The sequence below is a fragment of the Streptomyces sp. LHD-70 genome, from assembly GCF_031157275.1.
Lineage (GTDB): Bacteria > Actinomycetota > Actinomycetes > Streptomycetales > Streptomycetaceae > Streptomyces.
Window position 1 is genome coordinate 1 of record NZ_JAVIFW010000002.1, and the last position, 17,741, is coordinate 17,741.

Consider the following 17,741-nt stretch of genomic DNA (forward strand, 5'->3'; position numbering starts at 1 on the left):
GGGGGGAGGGGAGGGGAGGGGAGGGGGCGGGGGTCAGCCGTTTACGCCTCGGAGGGCCATCCCCACCGCAGCCTCCGTGATCGTCTCCGGGTCCTCGGCCGCGCCGAGTTCGATGCGGCGTACGGCGGCGTCGACGATGCCCTGGAGGAGCATCGCCGCCATGCGGGGCTGTTCATGGCCGAGCGCTTCGAGTGCTTCGCCGATCATGGCGACGAGGCCGCCGTGTGCGGCGCGGATCTTCTCGCGGGCGCCCGCGTCGAGTTCGCTGGACGAGATGGCGACGACGGCTCGGTGGCGGCGGTCGCCGACGAGGGCGAGTTGGGCCCGTACGTACGCCTCGACCTTGTCCTCGGGTCCTTCCGCGGCCTGCATCGCCGATTCGACCTCGGCGGCCCAGACGGGAAAGTCGACTTCGCAGAGCTCCTCGACGACGGCGGCGCGGGAGCGGAAGTACTCGTAGACGGAGGATCTGGCCAGCCCGGTGCGTTCGGCGAGCGCGGGGAAGGTCAGCGCCTCCGTTCCGCCCTCGGACAGCAGGGACCGGGCGGCGTCAAGGAGGGCGCCGCGCTGCATCGACCGGTGCTCGGCCACTGAGGCCGCTCGAATCCTTGGCACGTACCCACTGTACGGAGCGGACGTCCCGTACGGGAGTCGGCTCGGGCGGGTATCCGCCGGGTGCGGGGTGGTCGTGGGCGCGTTGTCCGTGTGTGCGTCGTTCGTACGTCGTGTCGCCGCTGCCGCGGTCCGGCCGGCCGGGTGGGGGCTGTTCGGCGTGGTCGTGGGGGCAGGACCGATTCAGCGTCCGAAGCCGGCGAGCTTGGCGCGGAGCTGGAGGACGGACTTGGTGTGGATCTGGCTGACGCGGCTCTCGGTGACGCCGAGGACGTTGCCGATCTCGGCGAGGGTGAGGCCTTCGTAGTAGTAGAGGGTGACTACGGTCTTCTCGCGTTCGGGCAGCGTGTTGATGGCGCGGGCGAGGAGTCGGCGGAGTTCGCGGTCCTCGGCGATCTCGACGGGGTTCTCGGCGGCGGTGTCCTCGAGGGTGTCCATGAGACTGAGCCGGTCGCCGCTCTCGCCGCCGACGTGGAGGAGTTCTTCCAGGGCCACGACATTGGCGAGGGACAACTGGCTGAAGACCGCGTGGAGTTCTTCGAGTGCGATGCCCATCTCCGCGGCGACTTCGCTTTCGGAGGGTGTGCGGCGGAGTTGGGCTTCGAGGGTCGCGTAGGCGCGTTCGACGTTGCGGGCCTTTTGGCGTACGGAGCGTGGGATCCAGTCGAGGGCGCGGAGTTCGTCGATCATGGCGCCGCGGATGCGGGTGATGGCGTACGTCTCGAATTTGATTTCGCGGTCGATGTCGAACTTCTCGATGGCGTCGATGAGTCCGAATACACCGGAGGAGACGAAGTCCGCTTGTTCGACGTTGGGTGGCAGGCCGACGCTGACGCGCCCGGCGACGTATTTGACGAGGGGCGAGTAGTGGAGGATCAGCTGTTCGCGCAGTCGTCCGTCGCCCGTTGCCTTGTACGACCTCCAGAGTTCGTCGAGCGACGAGGGTGCGGGTGGCCGCGCGCCGTCACGTGCGGCGGGGGGGATGGCCGCTGCCCGGTCGGACCCTGAGGTGTGCTGGGGCATTCGTTGCCTTGAGCCGTTCTGCTGTGGATCGAGTACGTGCGCATCGGAGTCGGAAGCTTTGTGAGCGTAGCGTGACTGGAGTGTCGCAGTGTGCGAAGAGTAGGGGATCTCGTGGCCGCTGGATGTTCAGTTGGGGTTGCCGTACCTCGTTCTCGTCGGGTGTGCGAGTGCCGCTTCCGGGGTCGAAATCACAGAATCTGCCAAGGTCATCGGGGATCGTCCGGACGGCGCAACGTGACGGTTCAGGTGTCTTCGGGTTTGCCTTCGCGTCGCGGAAAGTCGGTTCGGGTGCTCTGGCGTGTCAACTTCCAGTTGTCGCCGTGTCGTTCGACGAATCCGAGGGATTGAAGTTCGTACAGGCCGGCGACGGTGTCGTCGGTGGTGGTGGCCGCGTCGGTGGCGATGGTGGCCACGGGTACGGGGCGGCCTGCGGGGAGTGCGGCGAGTACGCGGGCGGCGAGGGGTTTGAGGAGGTCTCTGGGGATGACGGGCCCGCGGTGTTCGGGGGCGAGCTGGCCCATCTCCCCAATGAGCTCGATGACTTCGGCCGCGTCGGTGACGAGGGTGGCTTCGCCGCGCAGGAGTTGGTGGACGCCCGCTGACTGACTGCTGGTGGCGGGGCCGGGGACGCCCATGGTGTGGCGGCCGAGGCGGGTGGCGTTGCGTGCGGTGACGAGGGCGCCGCTGCGGTGGGCGGCTTCGATGACGAGGGTGCCGCGGGTGAGGGCGGCGATGATGCGGTTGCGCTGGATGAAGCGGTAGGCGGTGGGGTGGGCTCCCGGGGGTAACTCGGCGAGGAGCAGGCCTTGTTCGGCGATGCGTTGGAGCAGTCCGGTGTGGCCGCGCGGGTAGGCGGTGTCGACTCCGTTGGCGAGGATGGCGGCGGTGGCGCCCCCTGCGGCGAGGGCGGCGCGGTGGGCTGCTCCGTCGATTCCGTAGGCACCGCCCGAGACGACGACCCAGCCGTGTTCGGCGAGGCCGGTGGCGATCCTGGCGGCCATGTGTGCGCCGTACTCGGTGCAGGCGCGTGCGCCGACGAGGGCGACGGAGCGCAGGGCCCATATGCGCAGGTCGGCGTTGCCGCGGACCCAGAGGCCGACGGGTTGGGTGTCGCCGAGGTCGCGGAGTTGGCCGGGCCATTCGGGGTCGCCGGGGATGAGGAAGCGGGCTCCGGCGGTGTGTGCCGCATGGAGGTCGGCGTCGGGGTGGGTGGTGGTGGCGCGGTTGCGGAGCCCTGCGAGGCGTTGGGCGGTGACACCGGGCAGGGCGGTGTCTTCGTGGGTGAGGCGGTGGAGGAGGCCGGTGGCGCCGTAGGTGCGGAGCCAGCGGCCGGTGTTGTCGTCGCCCGGTTCGAGGATGCGGGTGAGGGCGATGCGGGCGCGGCGCTCGTCTTGCGAGGGCGAGGGCGAGGACGGGGTCGGGAGCGGGGGCGGGGGCGGGTTGGTGGTGGGCATGGGTGGGGGCTTCCTGCCAAGGGGGTCGTGGCGGTGGGGAGTTGAGGGGCGGTGGTCAGGGCGCGATGGCCATGGGGGTGCCGCGGGGGATGCCGGTGCGGAGGTGCAGGGCGAGGTTGACGTCGTTGGCGTCGGGGCGGTCGCGGCCGCTGAGGTCGGCGACGGTCCAGGCGATGCGGAGTACGCGGTCGAGGCCGCGGGCGGTGAGCAGTCCGCGTTCCAGGTCGTGTTCGGCTTCGTGGAGGGCGCCGGGGGCGGGGTGCCAGCGGGTGCGGAGTTCGTGTCCGGGGATGTGGCTGTTGGTGGTCCAGGGTGTGCCGGTGAGGCGTGCGGCGGCGCGTTCTCGGGCTTGGCGTACGCGGTCGGCGACCTGGCGGGTGGATTCGCCGCGGTGGACAGTGGCGGTGAGGTCGGCGCGGGTGACGGGTTCGACCTCGACCTTGAGGTCGACGCGGTCGAGGAGTGGTCCGGAGAGTCGGCCTTGGTAGCGCCGGATGGCTCCGGGTGTGCAGCTACTCGTCTCGCCGAGGAGGGTGCAGCGGCCGCAGGGGCAGGGGTTGGCGGCGAGGATCAGCTGGAATCGGGCGGGGAGTTGGACGACTCCGGCCGCGCGGGCGACGACGATGTGCCCGGATTCGAGGGGTTGGCGTAGGGCGTCGAGGGCTTTGGCGCTGAACTCGGGGGCCTCGTCGAGGAAGAGCACGCCGCGGTGTGCGAGGGAGACGGCGCCGGGGCGTGGGAGGCCTGGGCCGCCGCCGACGAGGGACTGCATGGTGGCGGAGTGGTGGGGTGCGCAGTAGGGCGGGGTTTCGACGAGGGGGCGGCCTGGCGGGAGGGTTCCGGCGACGGAGTGGACGGCGGTGACTTCGAGGGATTCCTTCTGGGTGAGGGGCGGCATGATCGAGGGCAGGCGTTCGGCGAGCATGGTTTTGCCGGCGCCTGGTGGGCCTTGGAGGAAGAGGTGGTGGCCGCCGGCCGCGGCGACTTCGAGGGCGGTGCGGGCGGCGATCTGGCCGACGACTTCGGAGAGGTCGTGGTGGGCGGCTGTGGTGTCGGGGGCGCCGATGGTGGCGAGGGTTCCGGCGAAGCCGCCGGGGTTGGTGTGTGTGGTCCGGTCGGTGTCGGGGTCTTCTTCGGGTACGGGTTCGTCGGTGAGTACGGCGATGAGCTGGCGCAGGCTGCGGACGCCGAGGACGGAGATGCCGGGGACGAGTGCGGCTTCGGCGGCCGCGTGTTCGGGGACGACGACCTGGTCGTAGCCGGCGTCGGCGGCGGCGAGGACGGCGGGCAGGACGCCTCGTACGGGCAGGACGCGTCCGTCGAGGCCGAGTTCGCCGATCATGACGACGTCGGCGAGGGTGCGGGGGTCGATGCGTTCGGCGGCGCCGAGGACGGCGCAGGCGACGGCGAGGTCGAAGCCGCTGCCGCCCTTGGGTACGGAGGCGGGGCTGAGGCCGACGGTGAGCTTTTTCTGGGGCCAGGCGTTGCCGGAGTTGACGACGGCGGCGCGGACGCGGTCGCGGCTTTCGGTGAGGCTCTTGTCGGGAAGGCCGACGAGAGTGAAGGCGGCGACGCCGGGTTCGAGGTCGGCCTGGACTTCGACGACGACGCCTTCGACGCCGACGAGTGCGACGGAGCAGGTGCGGGCGAAGGCCATCAGGCCACCCCCTGTGCGTATTCGACGACGGGGGCGCCGCGGCTGGGCAGGAGGACGCCGACGAGGTCGATGCGGACGCCGCCGGGTGGTGGGCCTCCGTGTTGGTGGAGCCAGCGTTCGGCGAGGGTGCGCAGGCGGTCGGCCTTGGCGGGGGTGATGGCCGCCATGGGGTGTTGGAAGGGCCGGTCGGCGCGGGTGGGGTCGGGGTGTCCTCGGCGGGTTTTGACTTCGCAGAGGACGAGGGTGTCGTGGTCGAGGGCGACGATGTCGATCTCGCCGCCGGGTCCGGATCGCCAGTTGCGGTCCAGGATCGTCATTCCTGTGGCGGCGAGTTGTCGGGCGGCGAGGTTTTCGCCGTACTTGCCGAGTGCTCCGCGTGCGTTCATGGGGCACCACCTCCGGGTTCGAAGGTGGCGTATCAGCGTCGCGGTTGTGGATCTTGGTGGATAACCGGCCGGTTGTGGATAACTCCGTCACCCACAGGGGTCACTCCCCCACCACACCAGGGCACGCGGGCGCCTGGCCCACGGGACGGAGGCCGGGCGTGCAGCAGGCCCGCGCCGCCGCTCCGGTCTAGCTTCCCGGCAGTTCGAGGTCGCTCTTGTTGAGCTCCTCGATGTTCACGTCCTTGAAGGTGAGGACGCGGACCTGCTTGACGAAGCGGGCGGGCCGGTACATGTCCCAGACCCAGGCGTCGGCCATGGACACCTCGAAGAAGACCTCGCCCTGGACGGAGTGCACCTGCATCTCGTAGTCGTTGGTGAGGTAGAAGCGCCGCTCGGTCTCGATCACGTATTTGAACAGCCCGACGACGTCGCGGTACTCCCGGTAGAGCTTCAGCTCCATCTCGGTCTCGTACTTCTCGAGGTCCTCGGCGCTCATGGCATGTTCCCCTTCAGCCGTGCGTCCCCCTATTGTGCGCCAGTCCGGTCCGTCGCTAGACGATTTCTGTGTCGAGGACGGTGGGACTGGCCGGAGGTCCTTCGTCGAGCAGCGTCTTCAGCAGCCCGGCGAGCTTGGTCGGATACACCGTCTCATGGGTGGCGGAGAGTTCTTCACAGGTCCACCACCGCATTCCGGACACGCTCCGCTGTTCAAGCTCGGTGAGGCCCGGCATGTCCGCCGCGGTCCCTGCGGTGGGGGCGAGTTGTCCCGTACGAGCGAGGAAGTACCACTCGTCCTGGTTCCAGCGGCGGCCGGCGAACGGGAACGAGCAGCTGCGCCGCCACAGCACCGGGCCGAGTGCGGCGTCGGTGATGCCGGTCTCCTCGGCGAGTTCGCGCAGTGCGGCCTCTTCGCGGGTCTCGTCGCCCTCGAGGCCGCCACCCGGCGTGAACCACCAGGTGTCGCCGGAGGCGTCCGGGTCGTCGGGCTCGTGCCCGTACAGGAGCAGGATGCGGTCCTCGGGGTCGAGGAGTACGACGCGGGCGACCTTCCGCACCTCGTCCGCTGCGGGAACGGCGTCAGTGGACACCGGCGGGCTCCCTGCGCCGTCCCTGCTGCTTGCGGGAGGTGCCGCGCTTGGCGAACGAGCCGGATGCCGCGCCGCCGAGGATGAGCACTGCTCCGAGGCCGATCGCGCCGACGACGAGCCGCAGCGGTCCGGGTTCGGAGAGCCCGCCGGGCAGGTCCGCGAAGCCGCTGGGCCGCTGCAGCATGCCGTCCAGGGGCCAGGCGACGGCGTCGACGCGGGCGGCGACCGCGTCACGCGGTACGGAGCCCTTGCCGGCCTCGTCGAGGTGGACGCTGGAGTCGAGCGACGTGCTGCGTTCGTCGCCGAGGAGGAAGAGGCGGCCCTTGGGCACGGTCGTCGGCGGGATGCCGGTGTCGGAGGCCTTGACCCCGTCGGGGAGGTACGGCTCGTCGATGGCCTTGCCGTTGACGGTGAGGCGGCCCTGGTCGTCGCAGCAGGCGATCTTGTCGCCGCCGACGGCCACAACGCGCTTGACCATGGGCAGGTCGCCCCAGGACTCCTCGTTGAAGACGACGACGTCGCCGCGGTGCACCTCGCTGCCGTCGATGCGTTCGGCGAGGACGCGGTCACCGGCGCCGATGGTCGGGGTCATCGACTGGGTCGGCACGGTGTACGGCTGGTAGAGCAGCGCGCCCCAGGCGAAGCCGCCGAGGAAGAGCACACAGCCGAGGGCCACGGCCAGGTTCGACAGTCTGCTGCCGAGCCCGCCGCGGCCCTCGTCCGTACGTCGTGTTCTGCTCATCCCAGCCCCACCTCGGTGAATCGACCCGGTGCCGATCGGTCACGCGTGGGCGTGACCGGTCACACACAGAAGATCGGTGATCTGGGACCGCACCCTACCGGGCGGTACTGCCGCCAGAAACCCTGGAGTTGCTGCCGTCGGAAACCTTGGAGTTGCTGCCGCCGGAAACCTTGGAGTTGCTGCCGTCGGCAACCCTCCGCCGCCGCCACAGCACCAGGGGCACGGCCCCGGCCACACCGAGCGCACCCGGAACCGCCGCCGCCGCGGAGTTGAGGCCCGGCTGGTCGAAGGTGTCCGGGACGGGCAGCGTGCCCCAGCGGTTGATGGGCCAGGCCTTGACGAAGGCGCGCCCCACGACGTTGTCGACGGGCACGAAGCCGCCGCCGGGGTCCTGCTGGTGGTAGCGGGAGTCGAGGGAGTTCTGGCGGTTGTCGCCCATGACCCAGATCTTGCCGTTGGGCACGGTGACCTTGAACTGGCCGCCCTGGTCGTCCTCGCTGCAGGGCGTGGCCTTGAACTCGCCGAAGCTGTGGTTGACGTAGCTCCGCTCGTCGAGCGCCTTGCCGTTGACCTTCAGCGGGCCGGTGCCGTTGCACTCGACCGTGTCACCGGCGACTCCGACGACGCGCTTGATCAGGTCCTTCTCCTCGGCGGACGGCATGAGGCCGATGAAGCTGAGGGCCTGCTGCAGGAAGTTCGGCTGGGGGGTGGGCTCGCCCTGCAGCCAGTTGCCCGGGTCGTGGAAGACGACGACCTCGCCGCGCTCGGGCTCGGAGCCGAACCAGGGGGTCAGCTTGTCCACGAGCACCCGGTCGCCCTGCTGCAGGGTGTTCTGCATGGAGTCCGAGGGGATGGAGAACGCCTGCACGAGGAACGTCTTGATCAGCAGGGCGAGCACCAGCGCGATGCCGATGAGGAGCGGGAGTTCCTTCCAGAACGAGCGGTGCCTGCTCTGGCCCGGGCGGCCCTCGCCGGAATTCCGCTCGGAGCTGTCCTCGGGGTCCGTCGCGCCTGGGTCGGTGCCTCCGGAGCCGCCGTTGATCACGTCGCGTTCATCCTCGGGTTCGTCGTGTCCGGATCGTGCGCCGACGGCCAAATCCCCCACATCCACTCCTCGTTCCGTGCCGCCGCCTGATTCGTACGAGATGTCGTACGCGATGCAGGCCTACCACTCCCATAACGAGCGGGAGTTCCGCAGGGCTCGGGAGGGGGACATTCGCGTTCAGATTGTCGGGGGCCACCCTATGCGACCTGCTGTCCGCGGCATCCGAGCCGCCTTGCGGGTCCACAGCGTCGGGAACGGAGGCGTAGGTCTCGCGCTGCTCCAGCCCGCTCCAGTGGTCGACGGGCCAGGCGATGACCTTGGCGGTGCCGACGACCTCCTCCTGGGAAACGGTGCCCTGGTGGGGGCTGTCGAGGTGGTAGCGGGAGTCGGCGGAGTCGGAGCGGTGGTCGCCCATCACGAAGAGGCGGCCTTCGGGGACCTTGACGTCAAAGCTCCGCTGGGAGGGTTTGTTGATGTCGTCGGGGTGCAGGTAGGGCTCGTTGAGGGCGACGCCGTTGACGGTGACCCGGCCGTCCTCGCCGCAGCATTTGACGCGGTCCCCGCCGACGGCGACGACGCGTTTGATGAGGTCCTGTTCGTCGGCGGAGGGCAGCAGGCCGATGAAGGTGAGCCCCTGCTTGAGCTGTTTGACGCCGACGGGGTCGTCCTGCGTTCTGGGCTGCTGTTCGGCGCGCAGCCAGCCGCCGGGGTCCTTGAAGACGACGACGTCACCGCGCTGTGGTTCGGCGCCGAACCAGGGGGTGAGTTTGTCGACGAGGACACGGTCGCCGATCTTGATCGTCTGCTCCATGGAGCCGGACGGGATGACGAAGGCCTGGACGAGGAACGTCTTCAGGACGAGGGCGATCAGCACGGCGACGCCGATGAGGAGAGGTATCTCCTTGATCGCCGAGCGCCGCCTGCGGCGTTTGACCTTACGGGCCAGCTTGCGGCGTTCGGCCCGGCCGGGGCTGGGCGGGCCAGGGGTGCCGGTGGCGGAGCGGGTGCCGGTGGTGGAGCGGGTGCCGGTGGTGGAGCGGGTGCCGGTGGTGGGGCGGGTGCCGGTGGGCAGGCCGGTGTCGGTGCGGGCGCCGCCTTTCGGCAGGCCGTGACTGCCCTTCGGTATGCCGCGCCTACCCATGGGCACCGCCCGGCTCCGGCACCTTGGCGAAGACGTCGGGCCGTCCGAGGGAGCCGGACCGGTCGAGGGGCAGCCCTATCCAGTCGGCGCGGCCGATCACGCTCTCGACGGGGACCATGCCGCCGCCGGGTGAGCCGAGGTGGTCGCGGGAATCGCTGGAGTCGCTGCGGTGGTCGCCGAGGACGAACAGGGTGCCCTCGGGCACGACCACGTCGAAAGGCACCGTGGACGGTGCGTCCCCCGGATACAGATAAGGCTCGTCCACCGGCTCCCCGTTCACCTGAATCCGCCCCTGCTCGCCGCCTCGCCCGCCGCGCCCGGCCACCCGGTCACCGCCGACGCCGACCACGCGCTTGATGTAGTCGGAGTCGCCGAAGTAGCCACTGCCGTCGAAGACGACGACATCCCCGCGTTGCGGCTCGTTGCCGAAACGGTACGCCAACTTGTTCACCAGGACACGATCCCCGGTGCTCAAGGTGGGCTCCATGGAGCCGCTGGGGATGAGGAACGGCTGCAGTACGAAGGTGCTGACGAGGAGCAGGAACACCAGACACAGCGCGACGAGCACTCCACCGCGGCGCCAACGCCGGCCGGAAACAGCCGCGGAGCGCGACCCCTCCTCCTCCCGCTCGGTGTCGGCGGGGTGGGAGGAGCGATCGCGCTCCGCGTTCTGTGCTGCTTCGGTGTCCATCGGGGTCAGAGCCTATCCGGCCCGCCCCGAGGCGCCGGATCCGCGTGGGGATCCGGTACGCGAGATCAGTTCTCGCGCTTCTCCTTGATCTTGGCGGCCTTGCCGCGCAGCTCACGGAGGTAGTACAGCTTGGCGCGACGCACGTCACCCTTGGTGACGAGCTCGATCTTCTCGACGATCGGGGTGTGCACCGGGAAGGTGCGCTCGACGCCGACGGAGAACGAGACCTTGCGGACCGTGAAGGTCTCGCTGATGCCCGCGCCCTGGCGGCGGATGACTACGCCCTTGAACTGCTGCACACGGGAGCGGTTGCCCTCGATGACGCGCACGTGGACGTTGACGGTGTCACCCGGGCGGAAGGCCGGGACGTCGCTGCGCAGCGAGGCGGAGTCGACGGAGGCGAGCAGGTTGCTCATGATCGTCTGCTTTCTTCGCCGATGCCACAGGTCATCGGCGGGAGGTATGCGATGAGTTTCGGTAGCTGATCGCGTCGGGCCTAGCGTCTTTCCCCCTGTGGCAGGGGCGCAGGCTGGACGTACAGCAGCGGCCTATTGTTCCACGGCCTCGGGCGTTGGCCCAAATCGCCCGTCGGGGCCGGGCCGCCAGCCCAGGATCGAGAGCATTTCGCGGTCCTTCTTGTCGAAGGCGGCGGGGTCGGTGCGCTCGATGAGGTCGGGGCGGTTGCGCACGGTGCGGCGCAGGGCCTCGTCGCGGCGCCAGCGGGCGATCTTGCCGTGGTGGCCGCTGAGCAGGACGTCGGGGATGTCCCGGCCGCGCCACTCGGGGGGCTTGGTGTAGACGGGTCCTTCGAGGAGATCGGCCATGGCGCCGGGGGCGAAGGAGTCGTCCTGGTGCGAGGCCGCGTTGCCGAGGACGCCGGGCAGGAGGCGGGCGACGGCCTCCGTCATGACGAGGACGGCGGCTTCTCCCCCGGCGAGGACGTAGTCGCCGATGGAGACCTCGTGGACGGGCATGCGGGTCGCGTACTCGTCGATGACGCGGCGGTCGATGCCTTCGTAGCGGGCGGGCGTGAAGATCAGCCAGGGCCGCTCGGAGAGTTCGACGGCGAGTTCCTGGGTGAAGGGGCGGCCGCTGGGTGTGGGGACGACCAGGGCGGGGCCGTGCGCGCCGTTCTCGTAGCCGTCGGCGAGCGCGTGGTCGAGGGCGTCGCCCCAGGGCTCGGTCTTCATGACCATGCCGGGTCCGCCGCCGTACGGGGTGTCGTCGACGGTGTTGTGCCGGTCGTACGTCCACTGCCTCAAGTCGTGGACGTGGACGTCGAGTTGGCCGCGGGCGCGGGCCTTGCCGACGAGGGAGACATGCAGCGGTTCGAGGTACTCGGGGAAGATCGTGACGACGTCGAGGCGCATTACGAGTCCTCGCGGTCCTCGCGCGAGGAGGCGATCTCGGCGCGGTCGTCGATGAGGCCGGGCGGCGGGTCGATGGTCGCGCGCTGTTCCTCGAGGTCGATCTCGGTGACGATCTCCTCGACGAACGGGATCATGACCTCGGTGCCGTCGGGCCGCTCGACGATGAACAGGTCCTGCGACGCGAGGTGGGAGATCTCCGTGATCCGGCCGACCTCTTCGCCGTCGACGGTGACCACGTCCAGGTCCATGAGCTGGTGGTCGTAGTACTCGTCGTCGCCCTCGGGGAGTTCCTCGGGGTCGACGTCGGCGATGAGCAGGGTGTTGCGGAGGGCCTCGGCGCCGGTGCGGTCGCGTACGCCCTCGAAGCGCAGCAGCAGCCGTCCGCTGTGTACGCGGCCGGTGGCGATGGTGAGGGGCCCGGTGGTGGCCGGGTCGGTGGCGAGTACGGCACCGGGGGCGAGGCGCAGCTCGGGTTCGTCGGTGCGGACCTCGACGGTGACTTCGCCCTTGATGCCGTGGGCGCGGCCGATGCGTCCCACTACCAACTGCACGTTGCGTTCTCCTTCGTACGACGACGGGCCGGGGCGGGCCAGAAGCCCTCCCCGGCCCGTGCCGGTGTTGCCTTGCGGTTCAGCGAACCTGGTCGACGTCGACGAGGTCGACGCGGACTCCACGGCCGCCGATGGCCCCTACGACGGTGCGCAGGGCACGAGCGGTGCGGCCGTTGCGGCCGATCACCTTGCCGAGGTCGTCGGGGTGGACCCGGACCTCGAGGACGCGCCCTCGGCGCAGGTCGCGGGAGGCGACCTGCACGTCGTCGGGGTTGTCGACGATGCCCTTCACGAGGTGCTCGAGAGCCTCCTCGAGCATGCTCAGGCCTCGGTCGACTCGGCCGCGGACTCAGCCGGAGCGTCGTCCTTCTTCTCGGCCTTCTTCTTCTGCGTGATGGCCTCGCCCTTGGGCTCGTCCTCGGCGCCGACGGCCTCGAAGGTCGGGCGCGCGGCCTTCGGCTCCGGCTGCAGCAGCGGGGCCGGGGCGGGCTCGCCCTTGAACTTCTGCCAGTCGCCGGTCTTCTTCAGGATGGCGAGCACGGGCTCGGTCGGCTGCGCGCCGACACCCAGCCAGTACGCGACACGCTCGGCGTCGACCTCCATGCGGGAGGGGTTCTGCACCGGGTGGTACAGACCGATCTCCTCGATGGCCCGGCCGTCACGGCGGGTACGGGAGTCGGCGACGATGATGCGGTAGTGAGGCGCGCGGATCTTGCCCAGACGCTTCAGCTTGATCTTGACTGCCACTGGAGTGGTGTCTCCTGGTCTTGACGTGGGTGGGCACAACGAAGATGCCGCGTGGGGTTGCGGTACTCGAGTGCCCGATGGACGCGTCAGCCGGAGGAGAGAGGGGTCCTGTGCGGCTGTCGAGTACAGCTAGCCATTGTGCCATACCTCGCTGGGGCGGGGTTCCTCGGTCCTGGTCCCCGGCTTGCAGGTGGGCGTCGACCCGCTCAGGACTCGGGGGCCAGCCCCCGGACCCCCGCTCCTCAAGCGCCGGAGGGGCTGATTTTAGACGCCGGAGGGGCTGAGTTGCGCCTCCGGGATGCGGAACGGCTTGCCGCAGCCGCCGCACATGATGGGGGCCTGGGCGAGGACCGAGGGGACCACGCGGACGTTGCGGCCGCAGTCGCAGACCGCCTTGACGCGGACGCCGCCGCCGGACGAGCCGTGCCGGGCGGCGGGGCCGCGGAAGCTGCGGGCCGTGTCGTGCGCGGTGGCCGCGGTGTGGGCCTTGAGGGCGCCTTTGAGGCGTTCGATCGTCGCGCGGTACCGCTTTCTCGCCTCCGGGTTGAGCGTCACCAGCGAGAAGCCGCTGCTGGGGTGCGGCTCCTCGGGGTGGTCCAGGCCCAGCTCCTCGGCGATCGCGAGGAAGCGGCGGTTGTGGTAGCGGCCGGCGCGGGAGGTGTCGCGGATGCCGCGGGCGGCGGCGATTCCGTGGACTGCCTCGTGCAGCAGGCGCTCGAAGGAGAGCTCGGCGCCGCAGGCGGACGAGGACTCTCCGATCAGGGACTCGGGCGCGGCAAGGCTCGGCAGCTCGGGGTGGTGCCGTTGAATGTCGGCCCACGCCTGCGCCAGCTCTGCGGCGAGTACAGGTGGTGTCGTGCTCACGTCGTGACAACGAGCCGGGGGCCCTCGGTGTTCCTATTACGGGGCATCCCAAATAATTTGCACGTACCAGTCAGTTGCCGCTGATACGTCCCGACGAGGGCGGGTGCGCTGATCTGCGGCGGAACACACACAGCTCACGCCAAGGTGATACACAGCGGCACGTATGTCGCAGGACGGCCGGGTCCGCCCTGATGCGTAGCGAGGTCCGTACGGCGAGGGTGACGGCGAGGGTGACCGTACCGCGTCAGTCTGTGTGCTTGGTGAGGCGGGTGATGCCCGCCGCGCGGTACGCGTCGGCCTCCTCCAGGGTCTCGTTGGCCAGGAGGGCCTCGGCGAGGGCGTCCAACTGGTCGCGGTGGTCGCGGAGTTGGCGGCAGGCGCTCTCGTAGCACTCGTCGACGATGCGGCGCATCTCGCCGTCGATGGTGTCGAGGGTCTCGGGTGCCGCGGAGAGGCCGTAGGCCTGCTGCGCGTCGCCCGGGAGGGCGGAGAGGCGGCCGACGCGTTCGCTCATGCCCCAGCGGCCGACCATGCCGCGGACGATGCTGGTGACCTGTTCGAGGTCGCTCTCGGCGCCCGTGGTGATGACGCCGAAGACGACCTGCTCGGCCGCCATGCCGCCGAGCGCGCCGATGACGCGGCCGCGCAGATACTCCTCGGTGTACGCGTACCGGTCGGCGTCCGGGGTGGAGAGGGTGACGCCGAGGGCGCGGCCGCGGGGCACGATGGTGATCTTGCGGACCGGGTCGGCGCCGGGCTGGAGCATGCCGAGCAGGGCGTGCCCGGACTCGTGGTAGGCGGTCCGGCGGCGCTCCTCCTCGGGCATCACCAGGGGCCGTTCGGCGCCGAGTTGGACCTTTTCCAGGGCGTCGGAGAGGTCGGATCCTGTGACCTCGGGCTGCTGGCGTTTGACGGCGAGGAGGGCGGCCTCGTTGGCGAGGTTGGCGAGGTCGGCGCCGGTCATTCCGGGGGTGGTACGGGCGACCTGGGCGAGGTCGACGTCGGGTGCGAGCGGAATGTCCCGGGTGTGGATCTTCAGGATGGCCTCGCGGCCGTTGCGGTCGGGCGGGCTGACCATGACCGTGCGGTCGAAGCGGCCCGGCCGGGTGAGGGCGGGGTCGAGGACGTCGGCGCGGTTGGTGGCGGCGATGACGACGACGCCCTCGGAGCCGGTGAAGCCGTCCATCTCGGTGAGGATCTGGTTGAGGGTCTGCTCGCGCTCGTCGTGGCCGCCCATGCCGGAGCCGCCGCCGCGGGCCCGCCCGATGGTGTCGATCTCGTCGATGAAGATGATCGCCGGGGCCACCTTGCGGGCCTCGGCGAAGAGTTCCCGTACGCGGGAGGCGCCGACGCCGACGATCATCTCGATGAACTCGGAGGCGGAGGCGGAGAAGAACGGCACCCCGGCCTCGCCCGCGACGGCCCGCGCGAGCAGGGTCTTGCCGGTGCCGGGCGGGCCCGCGAGGAGGACGCCGCCGGGCATGCGGGCGCCCATCTTCCTGTAGTTGTCGGGGTTCTTGAGGAAGTCGACGACGTCGTTGAGTTCGCCCTCGACCTCGTCGATGCCCGCGACGTCCGCGAACGTGGTGCGCTTGCCCGCCTCCAACTCGACCGGTTTCGGCGGCTGTTTGCGCCCGAGCATGCCGCCCGCGCCGCCGCCCAGGCCGCCCGCCGCCATCCGGCGGGCCATGAACACCCACAGGGCGACGAGCAGCAGGATCGGCAGGAGGGAGATCAGCAGGTTGGTGAGGAGGCTGGGCTCCTTGTAGACGGGCTCGGCGGTGACGGTGACCTTCGCCTTGGTGAGCTCGTCCCAGAGCTGGTCGTCGGCGAAGCTGGGCCGCTGCGTGGCGAACTTGTCGTACGTGCCCTTCTCGCCCTCGGGTGCGTCCACCGCCTTCTTCAGGTCGCCCTGGATCTGGTCGCCCTTGGCGTAGATCTTGGAGACGTTGCCGGCCGTGACCTGCTTGCTGAACTCGGTGTACGAGATCTTGGTGGGCGGCTCGTCCCCGAAGAGCGACAGCAGCAGGTTGGTGAGGAGGAAGACGAGTAGCGCGGTCCAGATCAGGCCGCGCCAGCTCACCTTCTTCTTCGGTGGCGGGGGCGGCGGTGCGCCCTCCGAGCGCCACGGCTGGTCGGTCCGGTCGCGGGGAGGCACAGGGCTGGTCACGCTGGCCATTATTGGCGGAGCGGACTTACCGGGCATGTCGAGCTTTCCGCCCGCAAGAGCCGGGGTTTCCGGGATCCTGGCTGCCGTCGCGCTTCCGCCGCATCACTGGGGGCTTCATGGACGAACCGCTCGCGCTCCGCATCCGGTTGTTCCGTGACACCGGCCAGGTCCGCCCCGAGGTGGCGGAGTTCGTGACGGCCGAGCTGGCGGGGCTCGCGGCCGAGGGCCACACCGTGAGCGAGGAGAGCGCGGGGCTGCTCACCAGCCATCTGCTGCTCGCCCTGACCCGGCTTCTCGACGGCGAGCCGATCGCGGAGTTCCCCACGGACGAGCAGGTCGCGGCGGAGCTGGCCGCGCACCCCGAGGCGGTCGCCCTGGCCCGTGCCGTCGGCGTGCGCGCACAGCGGGAACTCGGGGCCTGCCTGCCCGAGTCGGAGGTCAACTTCCTGGGGCTGCACCTGGCCGTGCTCGCCCGGCACTCCATCCACCGATCGTGAAGGGGCTCCCCATGGCGAAGATCCTCACCGGCGGCGTCGGCAAGACCGAGGTGGCCGAGGCGGTACGGCGGCTCGGCCTGGACGGTGTGGAGGTGACCGTATCCAGCGACATGGACGCCGCGCTGCTGCTGCGGGCCGGCCGCGCCGACTACTACCTCGGCACCTGCCACACCGGCGCCGGCGCCTCCCTCGGCGTGCTCGTCGGCCTGATGGGACGGCCCGCCTGTCACACGTTCGGCCGTGGCGTGCCGAGCGCGGACGAGGTGGCGGCGCTGCTCGCCGAGGGCAAGCGGGTCTTCGGGTTCGCGCTCGACCGGATCGATGCGGTGGCCCCGGTCCTGGCCCGCGCGCTCGCCGTACGACCGGTGTGATCCGTGGCCACCGTGACCGCGGCCGGCCTCGCCCTCTCGCTGCCGCAGCAGCTCACGGTCGTCGCGCTCTGTGCGCTGACCGCGTTCGTCGCGCATCTGGCGCTCGCCGTGTTCAACGACGGCGTACGCCCGTTCCTGCTCGACTTCGTCCAGGGCCGCAGCACCCGCGCCGCGACGACGGCGGTGGCGTTCGGCCTGTCGGCGGGGTTCGTGTTCGGGCTCGGGGCGCCGATGGCGCTGGCGTCCGGGGTGCTCAACCCGTGGCTGCTGTTCCTGCCCACCGACGTCCTCGGCATCCTCGCGCCGAAGAAGTGGCTGGCGCCGCTGCTCGGGGCGGGCTGGGGCGCGGTGGTCGTGTTCGGTCTGGGCGGCGCGAACGAGTGGGCGCACGATCTGCCCGTCGACTTCCTGACCGCGATGCAGGAGATGTCGACGCCGATCCTGTTCCTGTTCACGCTGTTCCCGGTGCTCGCCGTGACCCGGCAGTTCGGGCGGTGGCGCGGCGCGGTGGTCGGGGTGGTCGAACTCGCCCTCGTCGTCCTGACGTTGAAGCTGTGGCCGGGCATGTTCGCCGGTGCGCTCGCGATGGCGGTGGGGGTGCTGCTGCTGATCGGCTTCGCCGTCGCCAAGGACGTACGGGAGAGGGGAGCGCGGGAGGCGCACACGGGCGCCGCCGACGACCCCGTGGCCTCGCTGTTCAGCGCCGGTGCGGCCCGGCTCCGCCGCCATCTGCCGCTGTTCATGCTGCTCGGCGCCGGGATCTGCGTGCTCGCCCAGCTGAAGGTGTTCGGCGGCGGCGAGGCGACGAGTTTCCTGATCGCGAAGGGGCAGTACGCGGAGGCCGCGCAGGTCGACTTCTACCGGGCGTTCGGCTTCGTCCCCCTGATCGCGACGACCGCGCTCGCCTCGGGTGCGTACGGCATCGCCGGGTTCACGCTCGCGTACCCGATCGGCTATCTGATGCCGAACCCGCTGCTCGCGGCGGTGGCGGGGGCCGCGGTGTTCGCCGTCGAGGTGCTGGCCCTCGCGTCGATCGGGCGGGTGCTGGGGCGGCTGCCGAGCGTGCGGGACTCCTCCGAGCAGGTGCGGGCCGCGATCGGGGAGGCGCTGGGGCTCGCGATCCTCTTCGGCTCGCTGCTGGCCGCGCACACGATGGGCGGCGGGCTCGGCATCCTCGTCTGCGGCGGGCTCTATCTCCTGAACGAGGCGATGGGCCGCCCGGTCGTACGGATGGCGGCGGCGCCGGCGGCGGTGATCGTGGGCGGTGTGCTGCTCAATCTCCTGTACTGGCTGGATCTGTTCACGCCCCTCGCCCGGGTCAAGGGGTGACCG

The 17,741-nt window shown here is 70.5% G+C and carries 21 protein-coding genes; 3 read left to right on the forward strand and 18 right to left on the reverse strand.

What is annotated here, in order from left to right; genetic code table 11:
* Nucleotides 1-33: 33 nt before the first annotated feature.
* The 18 genes from RCO28_RS04915 to ftsH all read right to left on the reverse strand — a co-directional run bounded on the left by RCO28_RS04915 (nt 34) and on the right by ftsH (nt 15,541).
* Nucleotides 34-591 carry a TetR/AcrR family transcriptional regulator gene (locus tag RCO28_RS04915; RefSeq protein WP_308940284.1) on the reverse strand — a complete coding sequence of 186 codons (558 nt, stop codon included), beginning with the start codon at nt 589-591 and terminating at the stop codon, nt 34-36.
* 204 nt (nt 592-795) lie between these two features.
* Nucleotides 796-1,635: an RNA polymerase sigma factor WhiG gene (gene whiG / locus RCO28_RS04920; protein ID WP_308939719.1), complete on the reverse strand. Its 840-nt coding sequence runs from the start codon at nt 1,633-1,635 to the stop codon at nt 796-798.
* Nucleotides 1,636-1,877: 242 nt separating this feature from the next.
* Nucleotides 1,878-3,089, reverse strand: coding sequence for a DNA-processing protein DprA (dprA, locus tag RCO28_RS04925; protein ID WP_308939720.1), 1,212 nt, complete (start codon nt 3,087-3,089; stop codon nt 1,878-1,880).
* A 55-nt stretch (nt 3,090-3,144) separates the two neighbouring features.
* On the reverse strand, nt 3,145-4,746 hold the full coding sequence (locus tag RCO28_RS04930; RefSeq protein WP_308939721.1) for a YifB family Mg chelatase-like AAA ATPase: 1,602 nt from the start codon (nt 4,744-4,746) through the stop codon (nt 3,145-3,147).
* Nucleotides 4,746-5,132, reverse strand: coding sequence for a YraN family protein (locus tag RCO28_RS04935; RefSeq protein ID WP_308939722.1), 387 nt, complete (start codon nt 5,130-5,132; stop codon nt 4,746-4,748). The genes RCO28_RS04930 and RCO28_RS04935 overlap by 1 nt, the downstream gene beginning before the upstream one ends.
* A gap of 187 nt (nt 5,133-5,319) precedes the next feature.
* Complete coding sequence (locus RCO28_RS04940; protein WP_005311352.1) at nt 5,320-5,628, reverse strand: DUF2469 domain-containing protein; 309 nt, start codon at nt 5,626-5,628, stop codon at nt 5,320-5,322.
* 55 nt (nt 5,629-5,683) lie between these two features.
* A complete protein-coding gene (locus RCO28_RS04945) occupies nt 5,684-6,220 on the reverse strand; it encodes an NUDIX hydrolase (protein WP_308939723.1) in 537 nt (178 codons plus the stop codon).
* The gene (gene lepB / locus RCO28_RS04950; protein WP_308939724.1) at nt 6,210-6,962 is read right to left on the reverse strand and encodes a signal peptidase I; all 753 of its coding nucleotides are present in this window, start codon (nt 6,960-6,962) and stop codon (nt 6,210-6,212) included. Before lepB (RCO28_RS04950) ends, RCO28_RS04945 begins: the two co-directional genes overlap by 11 nt.
* A 94-nt stretch (nt 6,963-7,056) precedes the next feature.
* A complete protein-coding gene (lepB, locus tag RCO28_RS04955) occupies nt 7,057-8,067 on the reverse strand; it encodes a signal peptidase I (RefSeq protein WP_308939725.1) in 1,011 nt (336 codons plus the stop codon).
* Complete coding sequence (gene lepB / locus RCO28_RS04960; RefSeq protein ID WP_308940285.1) at nt 8,015-9,148, reverse strand: signal peptidase I; 1,134 nt, start codon at nt 9,146-9,148, stop codon at nt 8,015-8,017. The genes lepB (RCO28_RS04955) and lepB (RCO28_RS04960) overlap by 53 nt, the downstream gene beginning before the upstream one ends.
* A complete protein-coding gene (gene lepB, locus RCO28_RS04965) occupies nt 9,141-9,839 on the reverse strand; it encodes a signal peptidase I (RefSeq protein ID WP_308939726.1) in 699 nt (232 codons plus the stop codon). Before lepB (RCO28_RS04965) ends, lepB (RCO28_RS04960) begins: the two co-directional genes overlap by 8 nt.
* Before the next feature lie 65 nt (nt 9,840-9,904).
* A complete protein-coding gene (gene rplS, locus RCO28_RS04970) occupies nt 9,905-10,255 on the reverse strand; it encodes a 50S ribosomal protein L19 (RefSeq protein ID WP_282536717.1) in 351 nt (116 codons plus the stop codon).
* Between the two features lie 132 nt (nt 10,256-10,387).
* Nucleotides 10,388-11,209 carry a tRNA (guanosine(37)-N1)-methyltransferase TrmD gene (trmD, locus tag RCO28_RS04975; protein WP_308939727.1) on the reverse strand — a complete coding sequence of 274 codons (822 nt, stop codon included), beginning with the start codon at nt 11,207-11,209 and terminating at the stop codon, nt 10,388-10,390.
* Nucleotides 11,209-11,760 (reverse strand): ribosome maturation factor RimM, encoded by a 552-nt coding sequence (rimM, locus tag RCO28_RS04980; RefSeq protein ID WP_308939728.1) that lies wholly within the window; start codon nt 11,758-11,760, stop codon nt 11,209-11,211. The genes trmD and rimM overlap by 1 nt, the downstream gene beginning before the upstream one ends.
* A 79-nt stretch (nt 11,761-11,839) precedes the next feature.
* On the reverse strand, nt 11,840-12,079 hold the full coding sequence (locus RCO28_RS04985) for an RNA-binding protein (protein WP_033321114.1): 240 nt from the start codon (nt 12,077-12,079) through the stop codon (nt 11,840-11,842).
* 2 nt (nt 12,080-12,081) lie between these two features.
* Nucleotides 12,082-12,507, reverse strand: a complete 426-nt coding sequence (rpsP, locus tag RCO28_RS04990) for a 30S ribosomal protein S16 (RefSeq protein ID WP_308939729.1) — start codon at nt 12,505-12,507, stop codon at nt 12,082-12,084.
* A 264-nt stretch (nt 12,508-12,771) separates the two neighbouring features.
* Complete coding sequence (locus RCO28_RS04995) at nt 12,772-13,371, reverse strand: hypothetical protein (protein WP_308939730.1); 600 nt, start codon at nt 13,369-13,371, stop codon at nt 12,772-12,774.
* Between the two features lie 244 nt (nt 13,372-13,615).
* Entirely contained in the window at nt 13,616-15,541 is a 1,926-nt protein-coding gene (ftsH, locus tag RCO28_RS05000) for an ATP-dependent zinc metalloprotease FtsH (protein ID WP_308939731.1), read from the reverse strand.
* Between the two features lie 116 nt (nt 15,542-15,657).
* Here ftsH and RCO28_RS05005 point away from each other — a divergent pair, with 116 nt between their 5' ends.
* The 3 genes from RCO28_RS05005 to RCO28_RS05015 are packed head-to-tail and all read left to right on the forward strand — an operon-like array spanning nt 15,658 to nt 17,738.
* Nucleotides 15,658-16,038: a PRD domain-containing protein gene (locus RCO28_RS05005; RefSeq protein ID WP_308939732.1), complete on the forward strand. Its 381-nt coding sequence runs from the start codon at nt 15,658-15,660 to the stop codon at nt 16,036-16,038.
* An 11-nt stretch (nt 16,039-16,049) separates the two neighbouring features.
* A complete protein-coding gene (locus tag RCO28_RS05010) occupies nt 16,050-16,409 on the forward strand; it encodes a DUF2620 domain-containing protein (RefSeq protein ID WP_308939733.1) in 360 nt (119 codons plus the stop codon).
* Nucleotides 16,410-16,412: 3 nt separating this feature from the next.
* Nucleotides 16,413-17,738 carry a YhfT family protein gene (locus tag RCO28_RS05015; RefSeq protein ID WP_308939734.1) on the forward strand — a complete coding sequence of 442 codons (1,326 nt, stop codon included), beginning with the start codon at nt 16,413-16,415 and terminating at the stop codon, nt 17,736-17,738.
* The last annotated feature ends 3 nt before the right edge of the window (nt 17,739-17,741 follow it).

Coding starts and splice junctions, on each gene's coding strand:
- RCO28_RS04935 (WP_308939722.1), bottom strand. CDS start 5,132: ATGAACGCACGCGGAGCACTCGGCAAGTACGGCGAAAACCTCGCCGCC.
- RCO28_RS05010 (WP_308939733.1), top strand. CDS start 16,050: ATGGCGAAGATCCTCACCGGCGGCGTCGGCAAGACCGAGGTGGCCGAG.
- dprA (WP_308939720.1), bottom strand. CDS start 3,089: ATGCCCACCACCAACCCGCCCCCGCCCCCGCTCCCGACCCCGTCCTCG.
- lepB (WP_308940285.1), bottom strand. CDS start 9,148: ATGGGTAGGCGCGGCATACCGAAGGGCAGTCACGGCCTGCCGAAAGGC.
- lepB (WP_308939726.1), bottom strand. CDS start 9,839: ATGGACACCGAAGCAGCACAGAACGCGGAGCGCGATCGCTCCTCCCAC.
- RCO28_RS04940 (WP_005311352.1), bottom strand. CDS start 5,628: ATGAGCGCCGAGGACCTCGAGAAGTACGAGACCGAGATGGAGCTGAAG.
- rplS (WP_282536717.1), bottom strand. CDS start 10,255: ATGAGCAACCTGCTCGCCTCCGTCGACTCCGCCTCGCTGCGCAGCGAC.
- RCO28_RS04985 (WP_033321114.1), bottom strand. CDS start 12,079: ATGCTCGAGGAGGCTCTCGAGCACCTCGTGAAGGGCATCGTCGACAAC.
- RCO28_RS04930 (WP_308939721.1), bottom strand. CDS start 4,746: ATGGCCTTCGCCCGCACCTGCTCCGTCGCACTCGTCGGCGTCGAAGGC.
- trmD (WP_308939727.1), bottom strand. CDS start 11,209: ATGCGCCTCGACGTCGTCACGATCTTCCCCGAGTACCTCGAACCGCTG.
- whiG (WP_308939719.1), bottom strand. CDS start 1,635: ATGCCCCAGCACACCTCAGGGTCCGACCGGGCAGCGGCCATCCCCCCC.
- lepB (WP_308939724.1), bottom strand. CDS start 6,962: ATGAGCAGAACACGACGTACGGACGAGGGCCGCGGCGGGCTCGGCAGC.
- RCO28_RS05005 (WP_308939732.1), top strand. CDS start 15,658: ATGGACGAACCGCTCGCGCTCCGCATCCGGTTGTTCCGTGACACCGGC.